This is a genomic window from Haloprofundus marisrubri (assembly GCF_001469955.1).
GTDB classification, from domain to species: domain Archaea; phylum Halobacteriota; class Halobacteria; order Halobacteriales; family Haloferacaceae; genus Haloprofundus; species Haloprofundus marisrubri.
In genome coordinates this window covers 172,580-192,052 of sequence record NZ_LOPU01000016.1, presented here as the reverse complement: position 1 = coordinate 192,052, position 19,473 = coordinate 172,580, and the positions used below count along the sequence as shown (strand labels likewise).

General features: G+C 63.3%; 20 protein-coding genes and 1 tRNA gene. 16 read left to right on the top strand and 5 right to left on the bottom strand.

Annotated elements, in window-relative coordinates; all coding sequences use genetic code 11:
* Positions 1-3 precede the first annotated feature (3 nt).
* The 5 genes from AUR64_RS03975 (at position 4) to AUR64_RS03955 (ending at position 3,189) form a co-directional block, all read left to right on the top strand.
* Positions 4-423: a NusA-like transcription termination signal-binding factor gene (locus AUR64_RS03975; RefSeq protein WP_058580650.1), complete on the top strand. Its 420-nt coding sequence runs from the start codon at positions 4-6 to the stop codon at positions 421-423.
* A gap of 122 nt (positions 424-545) precedes the next feature.
* Positions 546-923, top strand: coding sequence for a hypothetical protein (locus tag AUR64_RS03970; protein WP_058580649.1), 378 nt, complete (start codon positions 546-548; stop codon positions 921-923).
* 104 nt (positions 924-1,027) lie between these two features.
* Positions 1,028-1,897 (top strand): mechanosensitive ion channel family protein, encoded by an 870-nt coding sequence (locus AUR64_RS03965; RefSeq protein WP_071391214.1) that lies wholly within the window; start codon positions 1,028-1,030, stop codon positions 1,895-1,897.
* Between the two features lie 241 nt (positions 1,898-2,138).
* Positions 2,139-2,567, top strand: a complete 429-nt coding sequence (locus tag AUR64_RS03960) for a 30S ribosomal protein S12 (protein ID WP_058580647.1) — start codon at positions 2,139-2,141, stop codon at positions 2,565-2,567.
* A 1-nt stretch (position 2,568) separates the two neighbouring features.
* Positions 2,569-3,189, top strand: a complete 621-nt coding sequence (locus AUR64_RS03955; protein WP_058580646.1) for a 30S ribosomal protein S7 — start codon at positions 2,569-2,571, stop codon at positions 3,187-3,189.
* An 89-nt stretch (positions 3,190-3,278) separates the two neighbouring features.
* On the opposite strand, the gene AUR64_RS03950 is transcribed toward AUR64_RS03955, so the two are convergent.
* Positions 3,279-4,055 carry a DUF5781 family protein gene (locus tag AUR64_RS03950; protein ID WP_058580645.1) on the bottom strand — a complete coding sequence of 259 codons (777 nt, stop codon included), beginning with the start codon at positions 4,053-4,055 and terminating at the stop codon, positions 3,279-3,281.
* Positions 4,056-4,316: 261 nt separating this feature from the next.
* On the opposite strand from AUR64_RS03950, the gene AUR64_RS03945 reads away from it, so the two are divergent.
* From AUR64_RS03945 to AUR64_RS03905, 9 genes are all read left to right on the top strand, one after another.
* On the top strand, positions 4,317-6,497 hold the full coding sequence (locus AUR64_RS03945) for an elongation factor EF-2 (RefSeq protein ID WP_058580644.1): 2,181 nt from the start codon (positions 4,317-4,319) through the stop codon (positions 6,495-6,497).
* A gap of 207 nt (positions 6,498-6,704) precedes the next feature.
* Positions 6,705-7,415, top strand: a complete 711-nt coding sequence (locus AUR64_RS03940) for a ferritin-like domain-containing protein (RefSeq protein WP_058580852.1) — start codon at positions 6,705-6,707, stop codon at positions 7,413-7,415.
* A gap of 414 nt (positions 7,416-7,829) precedes the next feature.
* Entirely contained in the window at positions 7,830-8,357 is a 528-nt protein-coding gene (locus AUR64_RS03935) for an amino acid-binding protein (protein ID WP_058580643.1), read from the top strand.
* Complete coding sequence (locus AUR64_RS03930) at positions 8,354-9,295, top strand: homoserine dehydrogenase (RefSeq protein ID WP_058580642.1); 942 nt, start codon at positions 8,354-8,356, stop codon at positions 9,293-9,295. The genes AUR64_RS03935 and AUR64_RS03930 overlap by 4 nt, the downstream gene beginning before the upstream one ends.
* A gap of 140 nt (positions 9,296-9,435) precedes the next feature.
* Positions 9,436-10,704, top strand: a complete 1,269-nt coding sequence (gene tuf / locus AUR64_RS03925) for a translation elongation factor EF-1 subunit alpha (RefSeq protein ID WP_058580641.1) — start codon at positions 9,436-9,438, stop codon at positions 10,702-10,704.
* Entirely contained in the window at positions 10,705-11,013 is a 309-nt protein-coding gene (rpsJ, locus tag AUR64_RS03920) for a 30S ribosomal protein S10 (protein ID WP_058580640.1), read from the top strand.
* 107 nt (positions 11,014-11,120) lie between these two features.
* A complete protein-coding gene (locus tag AUR64_RS03915; RefSeq protein ID WP_058580639.1) occupies positions 11,121-11,717 on the top strand; it encodes a rhomboid family intramembrane serine protease in 597 nt (198 codons plus the stop codon).
* Positions 11,718-11,786: 69 nt separating this feature from the next.
* Positions 11,787-11,858, top strand: a tRNA-Ala gene (locus AUR64_RS03910).
* A 455-nt stretch (positions 11,859-12,313) separates the two neighbouring features.
* Positions 12,314-14,896: a hypothetical protein gene (locus AUR64_RS03905; protein WP_058580638.1), complete on the top strand. Its 2,583-nt coding sequence runs from the start codon at positions 12,314-12,316 to the stop codon at positions 14,894-14,896.
* A gap of 120 nt (positions 14,897-15,016) precedes the next feature.
* Here the strand turns inward: AUR64_RS03905 and AUR64_RS03900 are convergent, their stop codons facing one another.
* The gene (locus AUR64_RS03900; protein ID WP_058580637.1) at positions 15,017-15,148 is read right to left on the bottom strand and encodes a hypothetical protein; all 132 of its coding nucleotides are present in this window, start codon (positions 15,146-15,148) and stop codon (positions 15,017-15,019) included.
* 120 nt (positions 15,149-15,268) lie between these two features.
* Between AUR64_RS03900 and AUR64_RS03895 the strand changes: the two genes are divergently transcribed.
* Positions 15,269-15,766, top strand: a complete 498-nt coding sequence (locus AUR64_RS03895; protein WP_058580636.1) for a type IV pilin — start codon at positions 15,269-15,271, stop codon at positions 15,764-15,766.
* Positions 15,767-15,841: 75 nt separating this feature from the next.
* On the top strand, positions 15,842-16,030 hold the full coding sequence (locus AUR64_RS03890) for a hypothetical protein (RefSeq protein ID WP_058580635.1): 189 nt from the start codon (positions 15,842-15,844) through the stop codon (positions 16,028-16,030).
* Positions 16,031-16,060: 30 nt separating this feature from the next.
* Here the strand turns inward: AUR64_RS03890 and AUR64_RS03885 are convergent, their stop codons facing one another.
* From AUR64_RS03885 to AUR64_RS03875, 3 genes are read right to left on the bottom strand one after another with little or no spacing between them, the layout of a single operon-like run.
* Positions 16,061-17,197, bottom strand: coding sequence for an ABC transporter permease (locus AUR64_RS03885; RefSeq protein ID WP_058580634.1), 1,137 nt, complete (start codon positions 17,195-17,197; stop codon positions 16,061-16,063).
* Entirely contained in the window at positions 17,194-18,054 is an 861-nt protein-coding gene (locus AUR64_RS03880) for an ABC transporter ATP-binding protein (RefSeq protein WP_071391200.1), read from the bottom strand. Before AUR64_RS03880 ends, AUR64_RS03885 begins: the two co-directional genes overlap by 4 nt.
* The gene (locus AUR64_RS03875) at positions 18,051-19,388 is read right to left on the bottom strand and encodes a CARDB domain-containing protein (RefSeq protein ID WP_155120506.1); all 1,338 of its coding nucleotides are present in this window, start codon (positions 19,386-19,388) and stop codon (positions 18,051-18,053) included. Before AUR64_RS03875 ends, AUR64_RS03880 begins: the two co-directional genes overlap by 4 nt.
* Between the last annotated feature and the right edge of the window lie 85 nt (positions 19,389-19,473).

Sequence of the window (19,473 nt, the reverse complement as noted above, 5' to 3'; positions counted from 1 at the left end):
CCGATGCGTGTCACGCTGTCGGACGACGCTCGCCGCTATCTCGGCGCGTTCGACGAGGAGACGGGCGCGAGCGCCACCGATTGTCTGGTGTACGACGACCGAATCGTCGTCCTCGTCGGCGCGGGCGAGATGGGCAAAGCCATCGGACCCGGCGGCAAGACGGTGCAGCGACTCGAACGCAAACTCGGTCGCACCGTCGAACTCGTCGAGGATGCGGACACGCCGGAAGCGTTCGTCGCCAGCGCGCTGGCACCGGCGACGGTCCGACACGTGACCATCAGCGACCAGAACGACCGGGTCGCCTACGTGGAAGTAGCCGACGGTGACCGCGGCGTCGCTATCGGCAAGCGCGGTCAGAATATCGAGACGGCGCGGCGATTGGCGCGGCGACACTACGACATCGACGACATCCAACTGACGTGAACGCGTCGCGGCCGTAGCGCCATCCTACTCGGTGAGGTTGCTTCCGTCTACCGATTGTGGGCTGTTCCTTCTCAGGTTTACAAGCTCTATAACTAACCGTCAGTGTGCCGTCTTGTCACAGTATGTCACAATCCGAGCACCAGCCGTCAGCCTCCGACGAACCGCAACCGGCCGTCTCGGGGTCAGACACGGCCACGGAAGAACAGCGTCGACCGTCCGTCACGATACCATGTCCTTCCTGCGACAAGCGCGTCGACGCGACGCTCGGCCTTTCCGACGACGAATCCGAACCGAGCCCATCGAACCACGGTGCCGACTACCCGGAGACCGAGGGCGTCGATGGTGGCGCAGTCGCCACCGACGGAGGAAGTACGGCAGAAGACGGCCAACCGACGGCCGACCAATCGAGTGCTGACCCGATGCTCAACGGAGAACTCTGTGGGAAGCCCGTTCGATGCGGTGACTGTGGTGACGAGTTCGAGTTGCTGTTTTACCACTGACGACCGCGACACAACAGACAGCGGACGTTAGGGTGGTCGAAGACATCGATGTCGAGGGGTTTCAGAGCCTCCAGAGCTATTGGTCGGGCTATCGTACAGTCCGTATGGGAGCAGTCGTAGCGTTGCAGGTCGCTAACTCGTTCGTAGAACTGTTGCTCGGTGATGGGGTAGTGGCCCGTGCGACGAAACTCCTCGTCGCGTTCGTCGTCGTCTACGGAGTCGGTCGCGTGGTCGTCGAACCGCTGTTGCTGCGGGCGGTCAGAGTCCGAAACGTGAACAACCCGACGATAGTCGGTGCTGTCGAACTCTACCTGCACATCGTCATCGTCGCCGTCGCGTTCGGTGCGGCACTGGCGGCAGCCGGCTACACGGAGGTGCTCACACGGTCGACCATCGCCGTCGCCATCGTCTCGTTGACCGTGGGTGTCGCCGGTCGGGAGGTACTCGGAACGCTCGTCGGCGGGCTGTTTCTCGTGGTCGACCCGGACTTCAACGTCGGCGACTACATCGCGTGGGGGAACACCGAGGGCGTCGTCGAGACCATCGGCTTTCGGGTGACGCGCGTCCGAACCGTCGACAACGAGATAATCAGCGTTCCGAACACGGAGCTAACGACGAACGTCATCACGAAGCCCTACGGCCAAAATCAGTTCCGCGTCAACGAGACGGTGGGCGTCTACTACGAGGAGGAGTTGGAGGAGACAATCGGAATACTTCGCGACGAGGCGGTGACGGACCCGGCTATTCTCTCTGACCCGCAACCGAAGGTTCGTGTCACCGGTTTCGAGGGCGACCACATCCGCTTGGAAGTGCTGTTCTGGGTCTCCGACCCGTCACGACGGACAGTTCTCGATACGTTCTCAGAGTACGCACGGCGGGTGCAAGCGCGGTGTGAGAACGCTGGAATCACGCTCGGTGCGACGTCGGCGGTGGATATGGGCGGTGACCTCGAAGTCGGACGCGTCCGCGAGTGAGTGCAGCGAGTCGGTAACGTTGCCGGCGCCGACAGCGTTTCGGGTGTTGTAGCCTCGCCGGCGAGTGAGAAACGAAGAGTTCTCCGCGCCGCGTTCGACCTGCGCCGCGCTGAGAACGATTCGTTCGAACGGACGAAACGGGCGCAGATTCGAGTAGCGGGGTGAAAGAAGGAATCTGAGGCCGTTTCGCCGAGTCGAAAAGAGGACGCTTAAGTAGCTCGACTAAGTACGCTCTTGCACTATGGCGAACGGCAAATACGCCGCCCGCAAACTCAAGAAGGACCGTCAGAAGCGACGATGGTCCGACTCGGAGTACGCACGGCGCGAGCGCGGTCTTCGGAAGAAATCGGACCCCCTCGAAGGCGCACCGCAGGCGCGCGGTATCGTCCTCGAGAAGGTCGGAATCGAAGCGAAACAGCCGAACTCGGCGATTCGGAAATGCGTCCGTGTTCAGCTCATCAAGAACGGCAAGCAGGTCACGGCGTTCTGCCCCGGCGACGGTGCCATCTCGTTCATCGACGAACACGACGAGGTGACCATCGCGGGCATCGGTGGCGCGAAGGGTCGCGCCATGGGTGACCTCTCCGGTGTCAACTACAAGGTAGAGAAAGTCAACGGCGTCGCGATGCTCGAACTCGTGCGCGGTAACGCGGAGAAACCGGTACGCTAAGATGTCTGACGCAGAGAACGAATCCCCCGAACCCGAGGCACCGGCCGACAGCGAGGAAGCGCAGACGAACGCGCTCCTGTTCGGCGTCTGGGACGTCTCCGAAATCGAGTACACCGACCCCAGCACCCAGCGCTACCTCAACGTGACGCCCATCGCGCACACGATGGGTCGCCACGCCTCCAAGCAGTTCCGCAAGTCCGAGATTTCCGTCGTCGAGCGTCTCATCAACCGCCTGATGCAGACCGAGGAGAACACGGGCAAGAAGCAGAAGGCACTCGGCATCGTCCGCGACGCCTTCGACATCGTCCACGAGCGCAGCGAGGAGAACCCGGTTCAGATTCTCGTCCGCGCCGTCGAGAACGCGGCCCCGCGCGAGGAGACGGTCCGCCTGAAGTACGGTGGCATCTCCGTCCCGAAGGCCGTCGACGTCGCACCCCAGCGTCGCGTCGACCAGGCGCTGAAGTTCATCGCCGACGGCGTCGCCTCCGCGAGCTACAAGTCGACGACATCGGCGTCCGAGGCACTCGCACAGCAGCTTCTCGGTGCGGCCGAGTACGACGTTCAGTCGTACCCAATCAGCCAGAAGGAAGAACGCGAGCGCGTCGCCGCCGCGGCCCGCTAATCTGCGAATCTTCTCTTTCGTTTTTTCGGCGCTGAGCGACAGCGACGGGTCTATGCGGACGCGAAACGGCGAGCGACCGAACGGCTACATCAGTCGGCGGCCTGCGGCCCGCCACCGCTGCCGACGGCGTAAGCTCGCGTCACGTCGACGAGCGCCTTTCGGTAGTCGCTGGTGTTCGTCTCGGGGGCCAGCGAACGGAACTGGCGTTTGAACTCGTCGACACGGACGTTGGGCGCGTCGTCGTCGGCCGCGTGCGCGAGGTCGTACAGGCGGTGGTCGTCGTCGACGAGCCCGTGACGTTCGACGAGTGCGAGCGCAAACGCCGCGTTGACGGCCGTGATTTCGGGGTCCGACGCGGCAGTCGTTCGGGTCCAGTCCGCGCGCGGAACGGCCGACGGTTGGTCGGCGAGCGCCGCCGCCAACTGTGATTCGAGGAAGTAGACGAGTTTCTCCGCCGGGGCGACCGAGATGGTGATGTCGTCGGCGTAGATATCTTTCATGTGGTTGGCAATCTGGTAACAGTGCGCGAGCTTGCGGCGTTCGACGCTCCGGCCCGTCAGTGCGAGATACAACGCCTCTTCGGTCGACTGGACGTGGGAGGGATGCGACTGCTCGTAGCGGGCCATGTGTGAGAACTCGTGGAGGGCGAGTTCGCGCGCCATCGCGCTGGTCGCGGCCTGTCGTGAGATGTTCAACACGTGGTAGTCGCCGGCGGCGTTGCTGTAGTGTCCTGCCCACGTTCGTTCGTCGGGGTCGTCTCTGACGCGTACGTGAACCGGCCACGACAACTCGTACTCCGTCTCTAACAGGTCTGCCGCGCTGAGAAAGGCGTCGGGGGCGGCAGGCCCCTGCACGCGAAGGTCCATGCGTATTAGTGACACGGTTCGAGACGGTATGACTCTTGTGCCAACTCTCGTCGTGGGCGAAAGGGCGATGAGACGTTCGGATACGGCGGACGAGACGGGGCAGTGTGACGGCCGATACCGGGCACTCGTTTCGGACGGCAGTTCGAGCGTTTGCCAAGTGATATGTTCCCACACGGAGCTACCTCAGACGGCCGTTTTCGACGGATTCGGCGTCGGCAAAACACTACCCTTTTGACCCTCCTGCCGGTAGGGGCACTCATAATGGGCCGACGAAAGAAAATCGTACAGGAATGTGAGAAACTGATGGACAAGCCGGAGCAGATCCGGAACATTGCCATCGCCGCTCACGTTGACCACGGGAAGACGACACTTTCGGACAACCTGCTGGCCGGTGCCGGCATGATTTCCGACGCGACTGCTGGACAGCAGCTCGCGATGGACACCAAAGAGGACGAACAGGAACGCGGCATCACCATCGACGCCGCGAACGTCTCGATGACCCACGAGTGGGAAGACGAGAACCACCTCATCAACCTCATCGACACCCCGGGCCACGTCGACTTCGGTGGCGACGTGACGCGCGCGATGCGCGCCGTCGACGGTGCGCTCGTGGTCGTCGACGCCGTCGAGGGCGCGATGCCCCAGACGGAGACGGTGCTGCGGCAGGCACTCCGCGAGGGTGTCAAGCCGGCGCTGTTCATCAACAAGGTCGACCGCCTCATCAACGAACTGCAGGAAGGGCCACAGGAGATGCAGGAGCGGCTCCTCGACGTCATTACCGACGTTAACGAGCTCATCCGCGGCATGACCGAGGAGAAAGACTACGACTGGACCGTCTCCGTCGATGAGGGGACCGTCGCCTTCGGCTCCGCGCTGTACAAGTGGGGTGTCTCCATCCCGTCGATGGAAGAGACTGGTATCTCCTTCGGCGACATCATCGACATGGAAGAGTCGGGTAACCGCGACGAACTCCACGACCGCACGCCGCTGTCGGACGTCGTTCTCGACATGGTCGCCGAGCACTTCCCGGACCCGCTCGACGCCCAGCCTCGTCGTGTCCCGACCATCTGGCGTGGCGACGCCGAGTCCGAACTCGCCGAGCAGATGCGTCTCGTCGACGACGAAGGCGAAGTCGTCTTCATGTCGACCGACATCTCGATGGACCCCCACGCGGGCGAAATCGCTACCGGACGTCTGTTCTCCGGCACCCTCGAAAAGGGTCAGGAACTCTACGTCTCCGGTACTGCGGGCAAGAACCGCATTCAGTCCGTCGGTATCTTCATGGGTGACTCCCGTGAGGAAGTGAGCCGTGTTCCGGCCGGCAACATCGCCGCCGTCACCGGCCTCCGCGACGCCATCGCCGGTTCCACGGTGTCCAGCGTCGAGATGACGCCGTTCGAGTCCATCGAACACATCTCCGAGCCGGTCATCACCAAGTCCGTCGAGGCGACGAACATGGACGACCTGCCGAAGCTCATCCAGACGCTCCAGCAGGTCGCCAAGGAAGACCCGACCATCCGCGTCGAGATTAACGAGGACACCGGCGAGCACCTCATCAGCGGACAGGGTGAACTCCACCTCGAAGTCATCACGCAGCGTATCCGCGACAACCAAGGCATCCCGGTCCACACCGGTGAGCCGATTGTCGTCTACCGCGAGCAGCCGCAGGAGAAATCCCGCGAAGTCGAGGGTGTCTCCCCGAACCGCCACAACAAGTTCTACATCACCGCAGAGCCGATGGACCAGGACATCGTCGACTCCATCAAGCTCGGTGAAGTGGCGATGGACATGCCCGAACTGGAGCGCCGCGAAGCGCTGCAGGAAGCCGGCATGGACAAAGACACCTCCCAGAACGTCGAACACATCTTCGGCACCAACATCCTCATCGACGACACGAAGGGTATCCAGCACCTCAACGAGACGATGGAACTCGTCATCGAGGGTCTCGAAGAGGCGCTCGACGACGGTCCGCTGGCCGCAGAGCCGGTGCAGGGGACCCTGCTCCGCCTGCACGACGCCCGTCTCCACGAGGACACCATCCACCGTGGTCCCGCACAGGTCATCCCGGCCGTTCGTGAAGCAGTCCACCGTTCGCTCATCGACGCGAACATCAAACTGCTCGAACCGATTCAGAACGTCCGCATCGACGTCGCCTCCGACTACATGGGCTCGGCCTCCGGCGAGATTCAGGGTCGCCGTGGCCGCGTCGACGACATGTACCAGGAAGGTGACCTCATGGTCATCGAAGGCATCGCGCCCGTCGAAGAGATGATCGGGTTCTCCTCGGACATCCGCTCTGCGACCGAGGGTCGTGCGTCGTGGAACACCGAGAACGCCGGCTTCCGCGTGCTCTCGGACAGTCTCCAGCGCGACAAAATCATGGAGATTCGCGAGCGCAAGGGCATGAAGCTCGAACTCTCGCCGGCCATCGACTACATCTAACTGCGGGCCTCAGCGCTCGTTTTCCGTTCTTTCGCGGCTCCGAGCGTCCGCCACTTTCAGAAGACTGTTTCTTATTCTGATTGTTTCTCGGTTGAAATAGTAATTTACAATCGTTTCGTCAAGATAGAATTTGGGTCTGAATCCGGAAAATGCCTTTTTATCAATCTGTCTTCCTCTATGATGCGCAAAACGGTGCGCACCAAACCTATGACCGACGAGAACACCCGGGACGACACGGCGAGCGGACGACGAACACTGAGCGACTGGACACCCGACCGGCGGTCGTTCCTCTCGAACACCGCAAAGGCAGGCGGCATCGGCGCGATGTTGGCGCTCGGCGGCGCGGGGACGGCCGCCGCTGACGACCACACCGGCGACGGAGACGGCGACGAGATGGAGGGGCCGTCCGACGTCGACATCCTCAACTACGCGCTGACGCTGGAGAAACTGGAGTACGAGTTCTACGAGGAGGGCCTCTCGATGTTCGACGAGCGTGACATCGCCAACGCGAACTCGGTGGCTCGACTCGACGCCAGCATCCGCTGGTCCGTCACGGACTTCATCGGCGTCATCCGCGACCACGAGAAGGCACACGTCGACGTGCTCACGTCGACCATCGAGGACCTCGGCGGCACCCCCGTCGAACCCGAGTTCCAGTTCCCCCTCGAAGACGCAAACGAGTTCATCGCGACGGCACAGGTGCTGGAGAACACCGGCGTCGCCGCGTACGCCGGTGCGGCCCCGCTGATTCAGAACGCCGACCTCATCCCGCCGGCGCTCAGCATCCACAGCGTCGAAGCGCGCCACGCCGGGATGTTGAACCTCGCCAACGGCGAGATTCCGTTCCCGAACGCGTTCGACGAAGCGCTGTCGATGGACGAAGTGCTGGAAGCGGTCGAACCATTCGTCGTCGAGTAACCGAGTCGACTGCTCGGTCGCAACGCTTCCGGGCGTCGTCGAAACCGTTCGACGCCGTGGACGCGTCTGTGCTGTGCTCCGAACTCGGTTCGTAGCTCCCACCTGTTTTTGTACGTCGGCCGCTGTCGACGCAGTTCGCGTGCCATTGCTTACTGTAGTCGCGTTCGACGCTGCGGCGTCGTCGACGCGGTGACTGTCGGCAGTGGTCGACTATACCCGTACGAAACACGGACCAGTCGTGACAGTGCAGCGACTCTCGGACAGAATTGCGAGTGACGAAGAGTTATAACGCACGTAGCGTCAGAGGCGTAGTATGCGGATTGGCGCACACCAGCCGCGGAGTATCGACACGGAGCCAGAAAGCGACCGCTCCCTGTCGACAACAGGCGGGTGCGGCGTCGCGGAGGTGAGTCGATGAGCGACAGCGAAACGCCGCAACCGCACACGGTTCGACTCGAACTCGTCGACGAACCCGGCCAGTTGCTCGCGGCGCTGCGACCCATCGCCGACAACGGCGGCAACCTCCTCTCAATCTACCACGAACGCGGCAACCTCACGCCGCGTGGACACATTCCCGTGGAAGTCGACTTGGAGTGTCCGCCGGACCGCTTCGGCACTGTCGTCGACGCGCTCCGCAAGAACGGCGTCAACGTGATTCAGGCGGGTGCGGAACGTTACGGCGAGCAGTTGACGGTTCTCTTAGTCGGCCACCTCGTCGACACCGACCTCTCGGACACGCTTCGGAGTATCGAGAAGTGTGCGAGTGCGACGCTCGAAGACCTCTCGGTGTCGGCACCCGAGGGTCGAGACGAGGAGTCCAGCGCCCGACTCCGACTGGCGACGCAGGCGGGCAAGCGTGCGGACGTGCTCGGCGTCGTCCGGGAGATTGCCGACCGGAAGGAACTTCGAGTGGTCGAACCGCTCGCGGAGGGGTCGAAATGAGAGTCGCCGTCGTCGGTGCCGGCGCAGTCGGTCGCTCCGTCGCCGAGTTGGCCGCCGACTACGGCCAAGAGGTGACGATGCTCGCGGACTCACGCGGTGCCGTCGTCGACGCCGACGGTGTCGACGTGGCCGCGGCGCTCTCCCGAAAAGAAGCGAACGGAAGCGTCGGCGACATGGAGGTGAGCGACGCGTTGGCCGCAGAGTACGACGTACTCGTCGAGGCGACGCCGACGACGCTCGGCGACGCCGAACCCGGGTTCTCGCACGTGCGGGCGGCACTGGAGTCGAATCGACACGTCGTGTTGGCGAACAAAGGACCGGTCGCCGAACGGTACGAGGACCTCCGAGACCTCGAACACGGGAGCGACGGCGACGTGCTGTTCGAAGCCACCGTCGGCGGCGCGATTCCGGTGTTGTCGGCCATCGACGACTTCGGCCCGGACCACATCACCGCCGCCCGAGGCGTGTTGAACGGGACGGCGAACTTCATCCTCTCGCGGATGACCGCCGAGGGACTCGACTACGACCACGTGCTCTCGGAGGCCCAAGACCTCGGTGTCGCCGAAGCAGACCCCTCCTTCGACGTCGAAGGAACCGACGCGGCGCTGAAATGCGTCATTCTCGGCAACGTGCTCCACGACGGCGGCTACTCGCTGGCCGACGCGACGGTCGAAGGGATTCGTGACATCCCGGGGAGCGCGCTCGAACTCGCGGCCGAAGACGGCCAGACGATTCGGCTTATCGGCGAAGCGACGCCCGACGGCGTTCGCGTCGGTCCGCGACTCGTCCCCGAAAACGGGACGCTCGCGGTGACCGGCACTCAAAACATCGTCCAACTGGAGACGACCCACGCGGGTCGGTTGAACATCAGCGGTCGAGGGGCGGGCGGCCCCGAGACAGCCAGCGCAGTTCTGTCCGACGTTCGCCGACTCGAGTAGCCGTCGGTAGCGCTTACCCCACGGTAAGCAGTGTCAAACCGCAAGACTGCGTCGGGGTGGGTCGTGCGACGTATCGAAATCGTTTTAGGGTCCTCAACCAAAAGAAACTCCACATAGCGCCTTAGCGCGTGAGCTAAACAATGAGCGAAGACAAACCGCACCAGAACTTGGCCATTATCGGTCACGTTGACCACGGAAAAAGCACGCTCGTGGGCCGACTCCTGTTCGAGACAGGGTCGGTTCCGGAGCACGTAATCGAGCAGCACCGCGAAGAAGCAGAAGAGAAGGGCAAAGGCGGCTTCGAGTTCGCCTACGTGATGGACAACCTCGCAGAGGAGCGAGAGCGTGGTGTCACCATCGACATCGCCCACCAAGAGTTCGACACGGACAAGTACTACTTCACCATCGTCGACTGCCCCGGCCACCGTGACTTCGTCAAGAACATGATCACGGGTGCCTCGCAGGCTGACAACGCGGTTCTCGTCGTCGCCGCCGACGACGGTGTCGCGCCGCAGACCCGCGAGCACGTGTTCCTCGCCCGCACGCTCGGCATCAACGAGCTCATCATCGGCGTCAACAAGATGGACGTCGTCGACTACTCCGAAGACTCCTACAAGGAAGTCAAGGAAGAAGTCGGCAACCTGCTCAACCAGGTCCGCTTCAACTCCGACGACGCGACGTACGTCCCCATCTCGGCGTTCGAGGGCGACAACATCGCAGAACGCAGCGACAACACGTCCTGGTACGACGGCCCGACGCTGCTGGAAGCACTCAACGACCTGCCGGAAGTCGAGCCGCCGACGGACGCGCCGCTCCGACTCCCGATTCAGGACGTTTACACCATCTCCGGCATCGGTACGGTCCCGGTCGGCCGTGTCGAAACCGGTACCCTCGACGTCGGCGCGAACGTCTCGTTCCAGCCGTCTGACGTCTCCGGCGAGGTCAAAACCGTCGAGATGCACCACGAAGAGGTCCCGAAGGCCGAACCCGGCGACAACGTTGGTTTCAACGTCCGTGGCGTCGGCAAGGACGACATCCGCCGCGGCGACGTCTGTGGCCCGGCCGACGACCCGCCGAAGGTCGCCGAGACGTTCCAGGCGCAGGTCGTCGTCATGCAGCACCCGTCGGTCATCACCGCCGGTTACACGCCGGTCTTCCACGCCCACACGGCGCAGGTCGCGTGTACCGTCGAGTCCATCGACCAGAAACTCGACCCCGCCTCGGGTGAGGTCGCAGAGGAGAACCCGGACTTCATCAAGTCCGGCGACGCCGCTATCGTGACGATTCGACCACAGAAGCCGCTCAGCATCGAGCCGTCCGGCGAGATTCCGGAACTCGGTTCCTTCGCCATCCGCGACATGGGTCAGACCATCGCGGCCGGCAAGGTGCTCGAGGTCAACGAGCGATAAATGCAGCAAGCACGCGTTCGCCTCGCCGGCACGAGCCCCGAGGACCTCGACGACATCTGCGACGACGTCCGCGAAATCGCGAGCAAGACGGGCGTCAGCCTCAGCGGCCCGATTCCGCTGCCGACGAAGACGCTCGAGATTCCGTGTCGGAAGTCGCCTGACGGAGAAGGCACCGCGACGTGGGAGCACTGGGAGATGCGAGTTCACAAGCGTCTCATCGACATCGACGCGGACGAACGCGCGCTTCGCCAGCTCATGCGCATCCAAGTGCCGAACGACGTCAGTATCGAAATCGTCCTCGAAGACTGACGCTACGGCCCGTCGGAGTCCGACGGTGTCTCCACCATCCCCTTTCTTCGATTTTTCACCGCCGTAGCCGCAGGTACGCTTTTGCGGGCGTAGACCGTTTTTCCGGTATGGTCTCCCGTTGGGGCAGTCCCACGTTGGACACGCTCGTCGTCTTCGGCGTCGTCTTCCTCGTCCAGAGTTTCCTCGGCTTGCTCGGAAACGCCGCCGGATTGGTCGTAAGCCCTGTCGGTCTGTTCGCGCTCTCGCCGCCCGTCGGGCAGGACCCGTGGACGCTCGTCACGAGTGTCTACGCACACGCGGGCGTCGGTCACCTGCTGAGCAACGCCGTCGCCCTCGTCGTCGTCGGCTTTCTCGTCGAACAGGGGACGACGCGGTGGCGGTACCACGCGTTCTTCCTGACGACCGGCATCCTCGCCGGACTCGCCGAAATCGGGTTCGACTCGGTGTTCAGTCAAGCCGTCCCCGTCGTCGGCGCGAGCGGCGCGATATTCGCGCTCGCGGGTTATCTCCTCGCGGCGAACCCGGTGACCGACTCGGTACTCGGTCGCCTGAATCTGGACGGACGAGGGAAGGTTATCCTCGTCGTCGCTGCGGCGGCCCTCGTCGCAGCACTCAGTGCGGGGCCGAACATCGCTATCGTCGCGCACGGCACGGGGTTCGTTCTCGGCCTCGTCGCCGGACGACTCCGCCTGCTCAGCGTGTGAGTTCCTCGCGGAGGCGCGCGAAAACAGAAGCTACAAGTACAGCCGACGGGTTAGTTGGGTTGCAGACGAGGGCTCGTAGATCAGTGGCAGATCGCTTCCTTCGCAAGGAAGAGGCCCGGGGTTCAAATCCCCGCGAGTCCATTTCCTTTCGCTCACTTCGTTCGCTCCAGTCAATGGACTCGCGTAGTCACACTCACTCGCTCCGCTCGTTCGCGTGACCCCCGCGAGTCCACCGCGGTTTTTGACGTTTCTGGGCGAGAAACGGGTGTCCCTGCTGTTTGTCGATGTGGAAATTCCCTGAGATGCAGATTTTTTCTCTCACCAACGAGTATCACTTTCGTTGTCAATACCTCCGACGTCTGGCGAACGTCACGCTTGGGATACGAGTGTATCACTATTGTTGACACCGAATAAATAGCGTCTGAGTGGTGCTTACGAGACATTTAGCTGTGTTAGATGGCGTTGTGTATTTCGGGTAGAAGACGAAAGAACGTCGGAGATACACATACAAAGTTCGACACTATCAGACGAAGGGGGAACCTGCGGTTCGTGTCGTCCGTCTATAACAATACACAATTCAGGTGTTTGATGACTCGATGGCGAACGAGCCGAAAACACGACGTAGACAGCACGCCCTCCTGGCGGTTGGTCTCGCAGCGATAGTCGTCCTCGCGGGCGCTATCGCCTTCGTGGGACTTCCGTTCGGGCAGGTGGCGAACGACACCGACGCCAGCGACCCGGCGGCGGAGAACAACGCGGTGGTCGAAACCGGAGAGACCGACGACGGCGGTGTAAGTGACACCGACTCGAACGCAAACGAAGAATCGTCACAAGCGTCCACGGAGTCAGATACTAACTCTGGAAGCGCCGACGAGCGTGACGACCCCGAGACGTCCTCGGACGACTCACCGGATTCAGACAGTTCCGACGACTCGGATAGCACACCCTCCAACGATGCAGACGACCGACAGTCGTCGAGCTCGGACGACCGTTCCAACGCGGGTGCGGTCGACGAGTCGAACACCGGTGACGAGTCGAGCGACTCGGCCGGGTCCGACGGTTCGACGGATGCACACGACAGCGACGACTCCGACGACACCGTCGAGTCGGTCCAACTCAGTTCGGAGAGCGCCCAAGAACTCACCGTCACGAACCCCAACGAGTTTGCGGTCCGACTGACGCTCGACTTGGACGGCCCCGAGCGGGTGTACGTCCGCGGGGGCGAGACGGAGACGCTGCTGTTGAACACCGACGCCTTCGGCGAGAATCGCTCGCTCGACGTGTACGCGAAGACGCGACACGCACACGACGGGACCGTCGTCCCGCTGAACGGTGAGAACGCGACGAAGGCAGAAGACACCGGCATCGACCTCGAACGTGCGGACTCGACCGTCGAGTCGGTTCACGTCGTCTCCGAGAGTTCGGAGACGGTCACGGTGACGAACCCGAACGAGTTCGACGTGGAGTTCACCTACCGTGTCGACGGCACCGACCACCACGTCGTCGTGGCGGCCGGTGAGACGCGAGAAGTGTCCGTCGACAACGACGGCACCGTCGCCGCGAAAGCGCGACGCGTCAGCGACGATGCGCTCGTCGCCCTGAACGGCAACCTCGCGGCGACGCCGCAGCGGACGAACGTCGAAGCCGACAGCGGCCCGGTCGAGGAGTTCGCGCCGATATACCTCACCTCCGAACAGGCCGAACAGATTACCCTGCAGAACCCGAACGAGTTCGCCGTCGAAGTCGCCTACGGATGGCGTGCGGACACCCTCAACGAGTCGGTGACGCTCGATGCAGGCGAGACGAAGACGCTCGATGTCGAACGCGACGACTCCCGCCAACGCGTCCAAATCTACGCGCAAGCGATGCGCGCTGACGACGGCGCGTTCGTTCCCGTCGAGGGCGACGACATCGACGTAATGGCCGAGGGTGGAAGCGCCGAGGCGGTGTACGGCAGCACCTACGGCTGGATGGAACTGACTGTCGACGACGACACCCCGGTGAGTACTGAAGACGAACCGGCGTCGGTCACAGTCGACTACGAGGCGCAGAAGTCCATCACCGTGGAGGACTCGGGGTGGGGCGTGAACGTGACGAACCCGACCGACGAAGACATCGAAATCTGGTGGGCCGACGGCGGTACCAGCAGTAGCGTCTCGGTCAACGCGACGGAGACGAAGACGATAACACCGTACAGAAGCGTCTCGGACACCGAACGCGCACTTATCGCGGTGACGTGGTCCGAGAACGGTAGCGACTACCTCGTCAACGGCGAGAACGGTCCAATTCCGGTCGAACTGCGCTCGCAGCAGGACGTGTTCACAGACACCGCCGCACCCGTCGAATTCGTCTCCGATGACTGTGGGCAACTCACCGTCAGCAACCCGAACGAGTACGAGGTCGAGTTCTTCTACGGAACGAATGGTGACGAGAACTGGGGTGGCACCGACCTGAAATCGGTCTCACTCGACGCGGGCGAGACGACGACTATCGACACCGGCTACCACGACGACACGCGAGTGTACGGTCACGCGCTGGCAGACTACTACGCCGGAACGGAGATTCCGGTCGACGGAGACACGGACAACTCCGTCACCGTCGACGCCTGCAACGACTACTACGACGTCACTGCGTACTCCGACGAACCCGAGAGCGTGACCATCGAGAACACTGGTGACGAACGCGTCCACCTGACAGTCGAGACGTTCTTGGAGGAGTTCGACGTGACACTCGAACCCGGCGAATCCGAGACGATTTCGGTCGAGTTAGTCTCGGAGGACGACGGTGAGGTTACGGTCGTTGGTCTCACCGAAGACGGCAACTACGTGAGCGTCAACGGCGAAATCGACGGCTGGGTCGACGTCGCAAGTGACGACACGAGCCACGACTACTACGACGTCACTGTCTACTCCGACGAACCAGAGAACGTGACCATCGAGAACACCGGTGACGAACGCGTCAGCCTGACAGTCGAAACGTACCTGAAGGAGTTCGACGTGACGCTCGAACCCGGTGAGTCCGAGACGGTTTCGTTCGACTTGGTGCCGGAAGACTACGATGAAGTCACGGTTGTCGGCGTCACCGAAGACGGCGACTACGTGAGCGTCAACGGCGAAATCGATGGTTGGGTCGACGTCGCAAGCGACGACACGAGCCACGACGACGAGTCGGACGAGTAAGCAGCGACGCGGAGCACTCGACGACTCCACTATTTTTTGGCGAAACAACGCGAGACGTCCCACTCGAACGCGGATGCACAACGAACGAAAAGAGCGTTCGGCTACTCGGCAGCGACCGGATTAGCTGCCGCCGAGGAACCGCATCGCCAAGCCCGCGAGAATGGTGAGAATCCCAGCGATGGTCGCAAACGGCGGAATTGGGATGAACAGCAGCACGATACCGACGAGCAACACGATTGTACTGGTTCGCATACCGAATAGAGCAACGCCCAGAAACGTAACTGCTGGGGCGGAAGCGTCGCCGTCACCCCGAACGTGGGGTCGCCGGGATAGATTTATTTCACCATCGAAATTCTCCTATAAACGAACGTCATGCACCCCGACAGCCGCGCCGTCAGCCCCGTCGTCGGGGTCACACTGCTGGTCACAATCGTCGTCCTCTTGGCGGTGACCGCCGGCGGTATCTTCCTCGGTATCGGCGTCGAGGAGGCCGCTCCACAGGTTGCGACGGACACCGAGATAGAGGCTCAGTACGACACGGAAGGTGCTATCGCCGAGTACGTTCTCGTCGCTCACGAGGCCGGAGCGACCGTCAGTCGCGAGGAGATACGAATCGTCGTCACTGCAGGCGACGAACGGGTGGTGGACCCGCCGCTCGTGAGTGGGACACTCGGCGCCGGTGACGAACTTCGCTACGACGTGAGCGGTGTCTCACTCTGTGACACGGGAGCGGACGCTGCTGTCGTCACGCTGTATCACGAACCGAGCAACAAACCCATCGCCGAACATCGGATTCGAATCGAGTACGACGCGTCGTACACGGGAGGTGACGACAACCGAAACCGCGGCACGACGCTCGTCTGTAGCTAAGCACCCGTCGAGTACCTGTCAACCCGCTTGTGTCTGGCCCCAAAAGTGATTCCGTCGAACGTCGTATCTCCCGCTATGGGAGCAATACAGAACGTCGCGCGGAGTATCGACAACGTGACGCGTCGCGTGTGGGACCGCCAGGGGACGCTCATCAAAGCGCTCATCCTCCTGTTGCTTATCATCTCCGGCGTTGGCATTCCGATTATCCTCCTCGCACTCGTCGCGCGCCTCATCGTCGAAGACAGTCGCGGTAGCACGTACTGAACCGCGTTCTGTTCTCGCCGGCGACGAAACTCAGCCACGAAGCGCCTCGACGGGCGGTTCGTTCGCGGCTTTCCATGCTGGATAGAGGCCACTGACGAGGCTGACGACGACGCCGAAGACGAACGCACCGACGAGATAGAGACCGTTGCTCGGGTCCAGAGCCACCGCCAGCGTTACCGGCGTGAAGTAGTACAGGCCCGCGGTGATGAGGCCACTCAGCACCGCCCCGAGCGCCCCACCGACCGTCCCGAGCAGCGCCGCCTCCACGACCAGCATCCGCAGTACGTCGCCTTTCTGGACACCGACGGCACGTAACACACCGATTTCTCCGCGACGCTCCGAGGTACTCATCAACATCACGTTGAAGATGCTCACCCCGGCGACGACGAGTGAGATACCCGCCAAACCGAGGAGGAAGGAGTTCAACAGCGCGAAGAACTCGCCGATTTGGTCGAGGATAGTCGAGAACTCGAACACCGTGACGCGCTCCTCGCGGGCGTTCAGTTGCTCGCGGACCGACGCCGCGATATCGGTCGCCGCCTCCCCGGAGTCGGCGCGGATGACCACCTGATTGTACTCGTCGCTGACGAACTCCTCCGGTGGGAGAACGACGCCGTCGTCGGGCGACACCGGCGAGATGTCTTCTGTCGGCGCGAGAACGGCGATGACGCGGTACTCGTTGCCCTCGATGTCGACGATACTCCCTACCTGTAGGTCGAGTCGGTCCGCCAGCGACGAGCCGACGATTGCGCCTTGTCTATGTCGGTCGGGGAGTGTCCCCTCCGAGGCGGTAAAGAGCGCCGTCGGCGTCGAGATGCCGTAGAGGGTCGCAAACGACTGTCCGCGACCGTTGGAGACGACTGCGCCGTCGCTGATGAGCGGCACCGCGGTTCCTCGTCCGCTGGTGAGTTGCTGTATCGTCTCCACCTCGCGGGTGTTCAGCGAGGTGACGCCCGCGTCCTGGTTCGGCCCGACGACGACCTGATTGCCGATAGCGCCGAGTTCGTTCGTCGCCGACAACTGGAGGACGTTGCCGAAGATTCCAAGCGTGGCGATGGCGAGCACCCCGATGACGATACCGAGCGCCGCCAACGCCGACCGCAACCGATTCCGGTCGAGGTTCCGCCACGCCATGAGTACCGCCGGAAAGCGCCGGTCGAGTTTCATCGGTCGGCCTCCGACTCAGACCGTGCGTTTTCACCGGCTCCGGCGCGTACGTCGACCACGTCACTCCCCGCGCCGTCGGCGTCGCGGTCCCGGATGACGCCGTCGACGAGACGGACCGTCCGGTCGGCGAACTCCGTCACCTGCGGGTCGTGCGTCACCGCGACGACACTCACGCCAGTCTCGCAGATGCGACGGAACTCGTCGAGAATCTGTGCGCCGGTGTCTTGGTCGAGGTTGCCGGTCGGTTCGTCGGCCAAGAGCACTCGTGGTTCGTTGACCAGCGCGCGGGCGATGGCGACGCGCTGTTTCTGCCCCCCAGACAACTCGTTGGGCGTGTGGTCGAGGCGGTCACCGAGGCCCACCCGGCGGAGCAAATCGCGCGCTCGCTCGGTCGCTTCGGGGTCGTTCTCGAAGATGGTCGGCAGTTCGACGTTCTCGGTCGCAGAGAGCGTCGGGATGAGATAGAAATCCTGAAAGACGAAGCCGATGGCTTCCTTCCGGGCGTTCGTCTGCGCCTCGTCGTCGAGCGTCGTCACGTCTCGTCCCAAGAGATACCGCTCGCCGACGGTCGGTTCGTCCAGCAGTCCGAGCATGTTCAGAAGCGTAGATTTTCCGCTGCCGCTGGGGCCAACGATGGCGACGAACTCGCCGGGGGCGACCGAGAAGTCGATGCCGGTCAGTTCGTCGCCCTCCGAACTGCGCCCGCCGAGGGCGACGACCGTCTCGCCGCCCGTCTCGTACTCCTTTCTCACACCTCGGAGTTCGAGCGTCGGCCCGTCGTGCGCGGAGACGGCCTCCTCGCCGAAGTCGGCGTTCGACTCCGACTCCGCGCCGAACGTCGCTGATTGGTCGGTCATCGGCGGCGGCGGACGACGACAAGCGCTGCGACCGCGACGAGGCTCACACCGAGGAGCGCGACGAGCGTGCTCGCCCCAGTCGAGAGGGGCGCGAGGATACCACGCTCGCGTTCGGGCGGCGACAGCGAGCGGTCGTACGGGAGTTCGACCGTCTCTGTGTAGCGGACGCCGTTCGTCACGTACGTCACGTCGACGGGAACGACGGTGACGTTCTCGCGGTCGACTTCGGCGGTGAGGTCGAACGGCGCGAACTCGTTGCCGTCGATGGTGCCGACGAAGTAGTCGCGGACGGGATACGTCGGGGTGACGTGTTCGGCGTCGCCGACGGAGACGGTGACGCCTCGAACGGAGCCCTCACCGGGGTTGCCCGCGTTGCCGGTGATGCGCAACACGCCGTCTCGACCCATCGAGAGGTTGACGTTCGTCAGCGAAATCGACCCGGACGCGGGGTCGAACGGGAACTCGGTCCGGGCGGTGCTGTCGCGTCCGCCGACGCGATAGCGCGCCTCGAACGTCACGCTGTCCTGTCGACCGACGAAACTCAGGTCGACGGTCGTTCGCGCAGACTCGCCGGGTGCGAGTGGGCCAGCGATGGACTGCCGCGGGAGTTCCGTCCCGTTGCTCACGGGCACGACGACGACGTTGCGTATCGGCGCGTTTCCGAAGTTCGTCACGACGACGTCTATCTGACCCGGTTGCGCCTCACCGTCGCCACTCTGTTGGAGTGCGCCCTGTCCGCCGCCTCCGCCGAGCAGTGCGCCGAGTTGCCCGCCGGCGTCCTGCTGGGCCTCGCCGCTCTGTGCGGACTCGACGCGGACGGCGACATCGTCTTCGAGCGGACTCACGCGAACTGATTCGCGGTAGCGCGTCGTCGCCTCGTCGCCGTTGACGGTGTAGAATGCGCGAACCGTCACCCGACGCTCGCCAGCCTCGTTCGGACGGAGCGCAAAGGAGAGTTCCTGACTCGCTCCGGCGGCGAGAACGGGGACCGTTTGTCGGGCGACGACGGCGTCACCGCCCTGGATGCCGACGGTGACGGTGACGTTCCGCATCGGCGTCGTCGTCGGGTTCGACAGCGTCACCGTCGCCGGGTTTCGGGTCTGGGCGACGAGACCCGTCGCGTTGAGTTCTATCTGTGCGTTGGGCCCGGCGACCTGCAGCGGTGGCGCGGAGACCTGCAGTGTCGACCCGTCGCTCTGTGTGAGCGGTGTCGACGCGTCGAAGTCGCTTGCAGTTGGTGCGTCGGACGCTCCCGGCCCTGCCGAGACAGCCCCGACCGGAACCGAGGATACGACGAGGAGGAGACACGTGAGAAACGCGGCGAGTGCCTTCATTACGACAGTGAAGGACGCGACCGGCAAATAGGTTGTCGCGCGTGTGACACCCGGCGGCGTCGCCGACCGATTCGTCGGGGAGAAC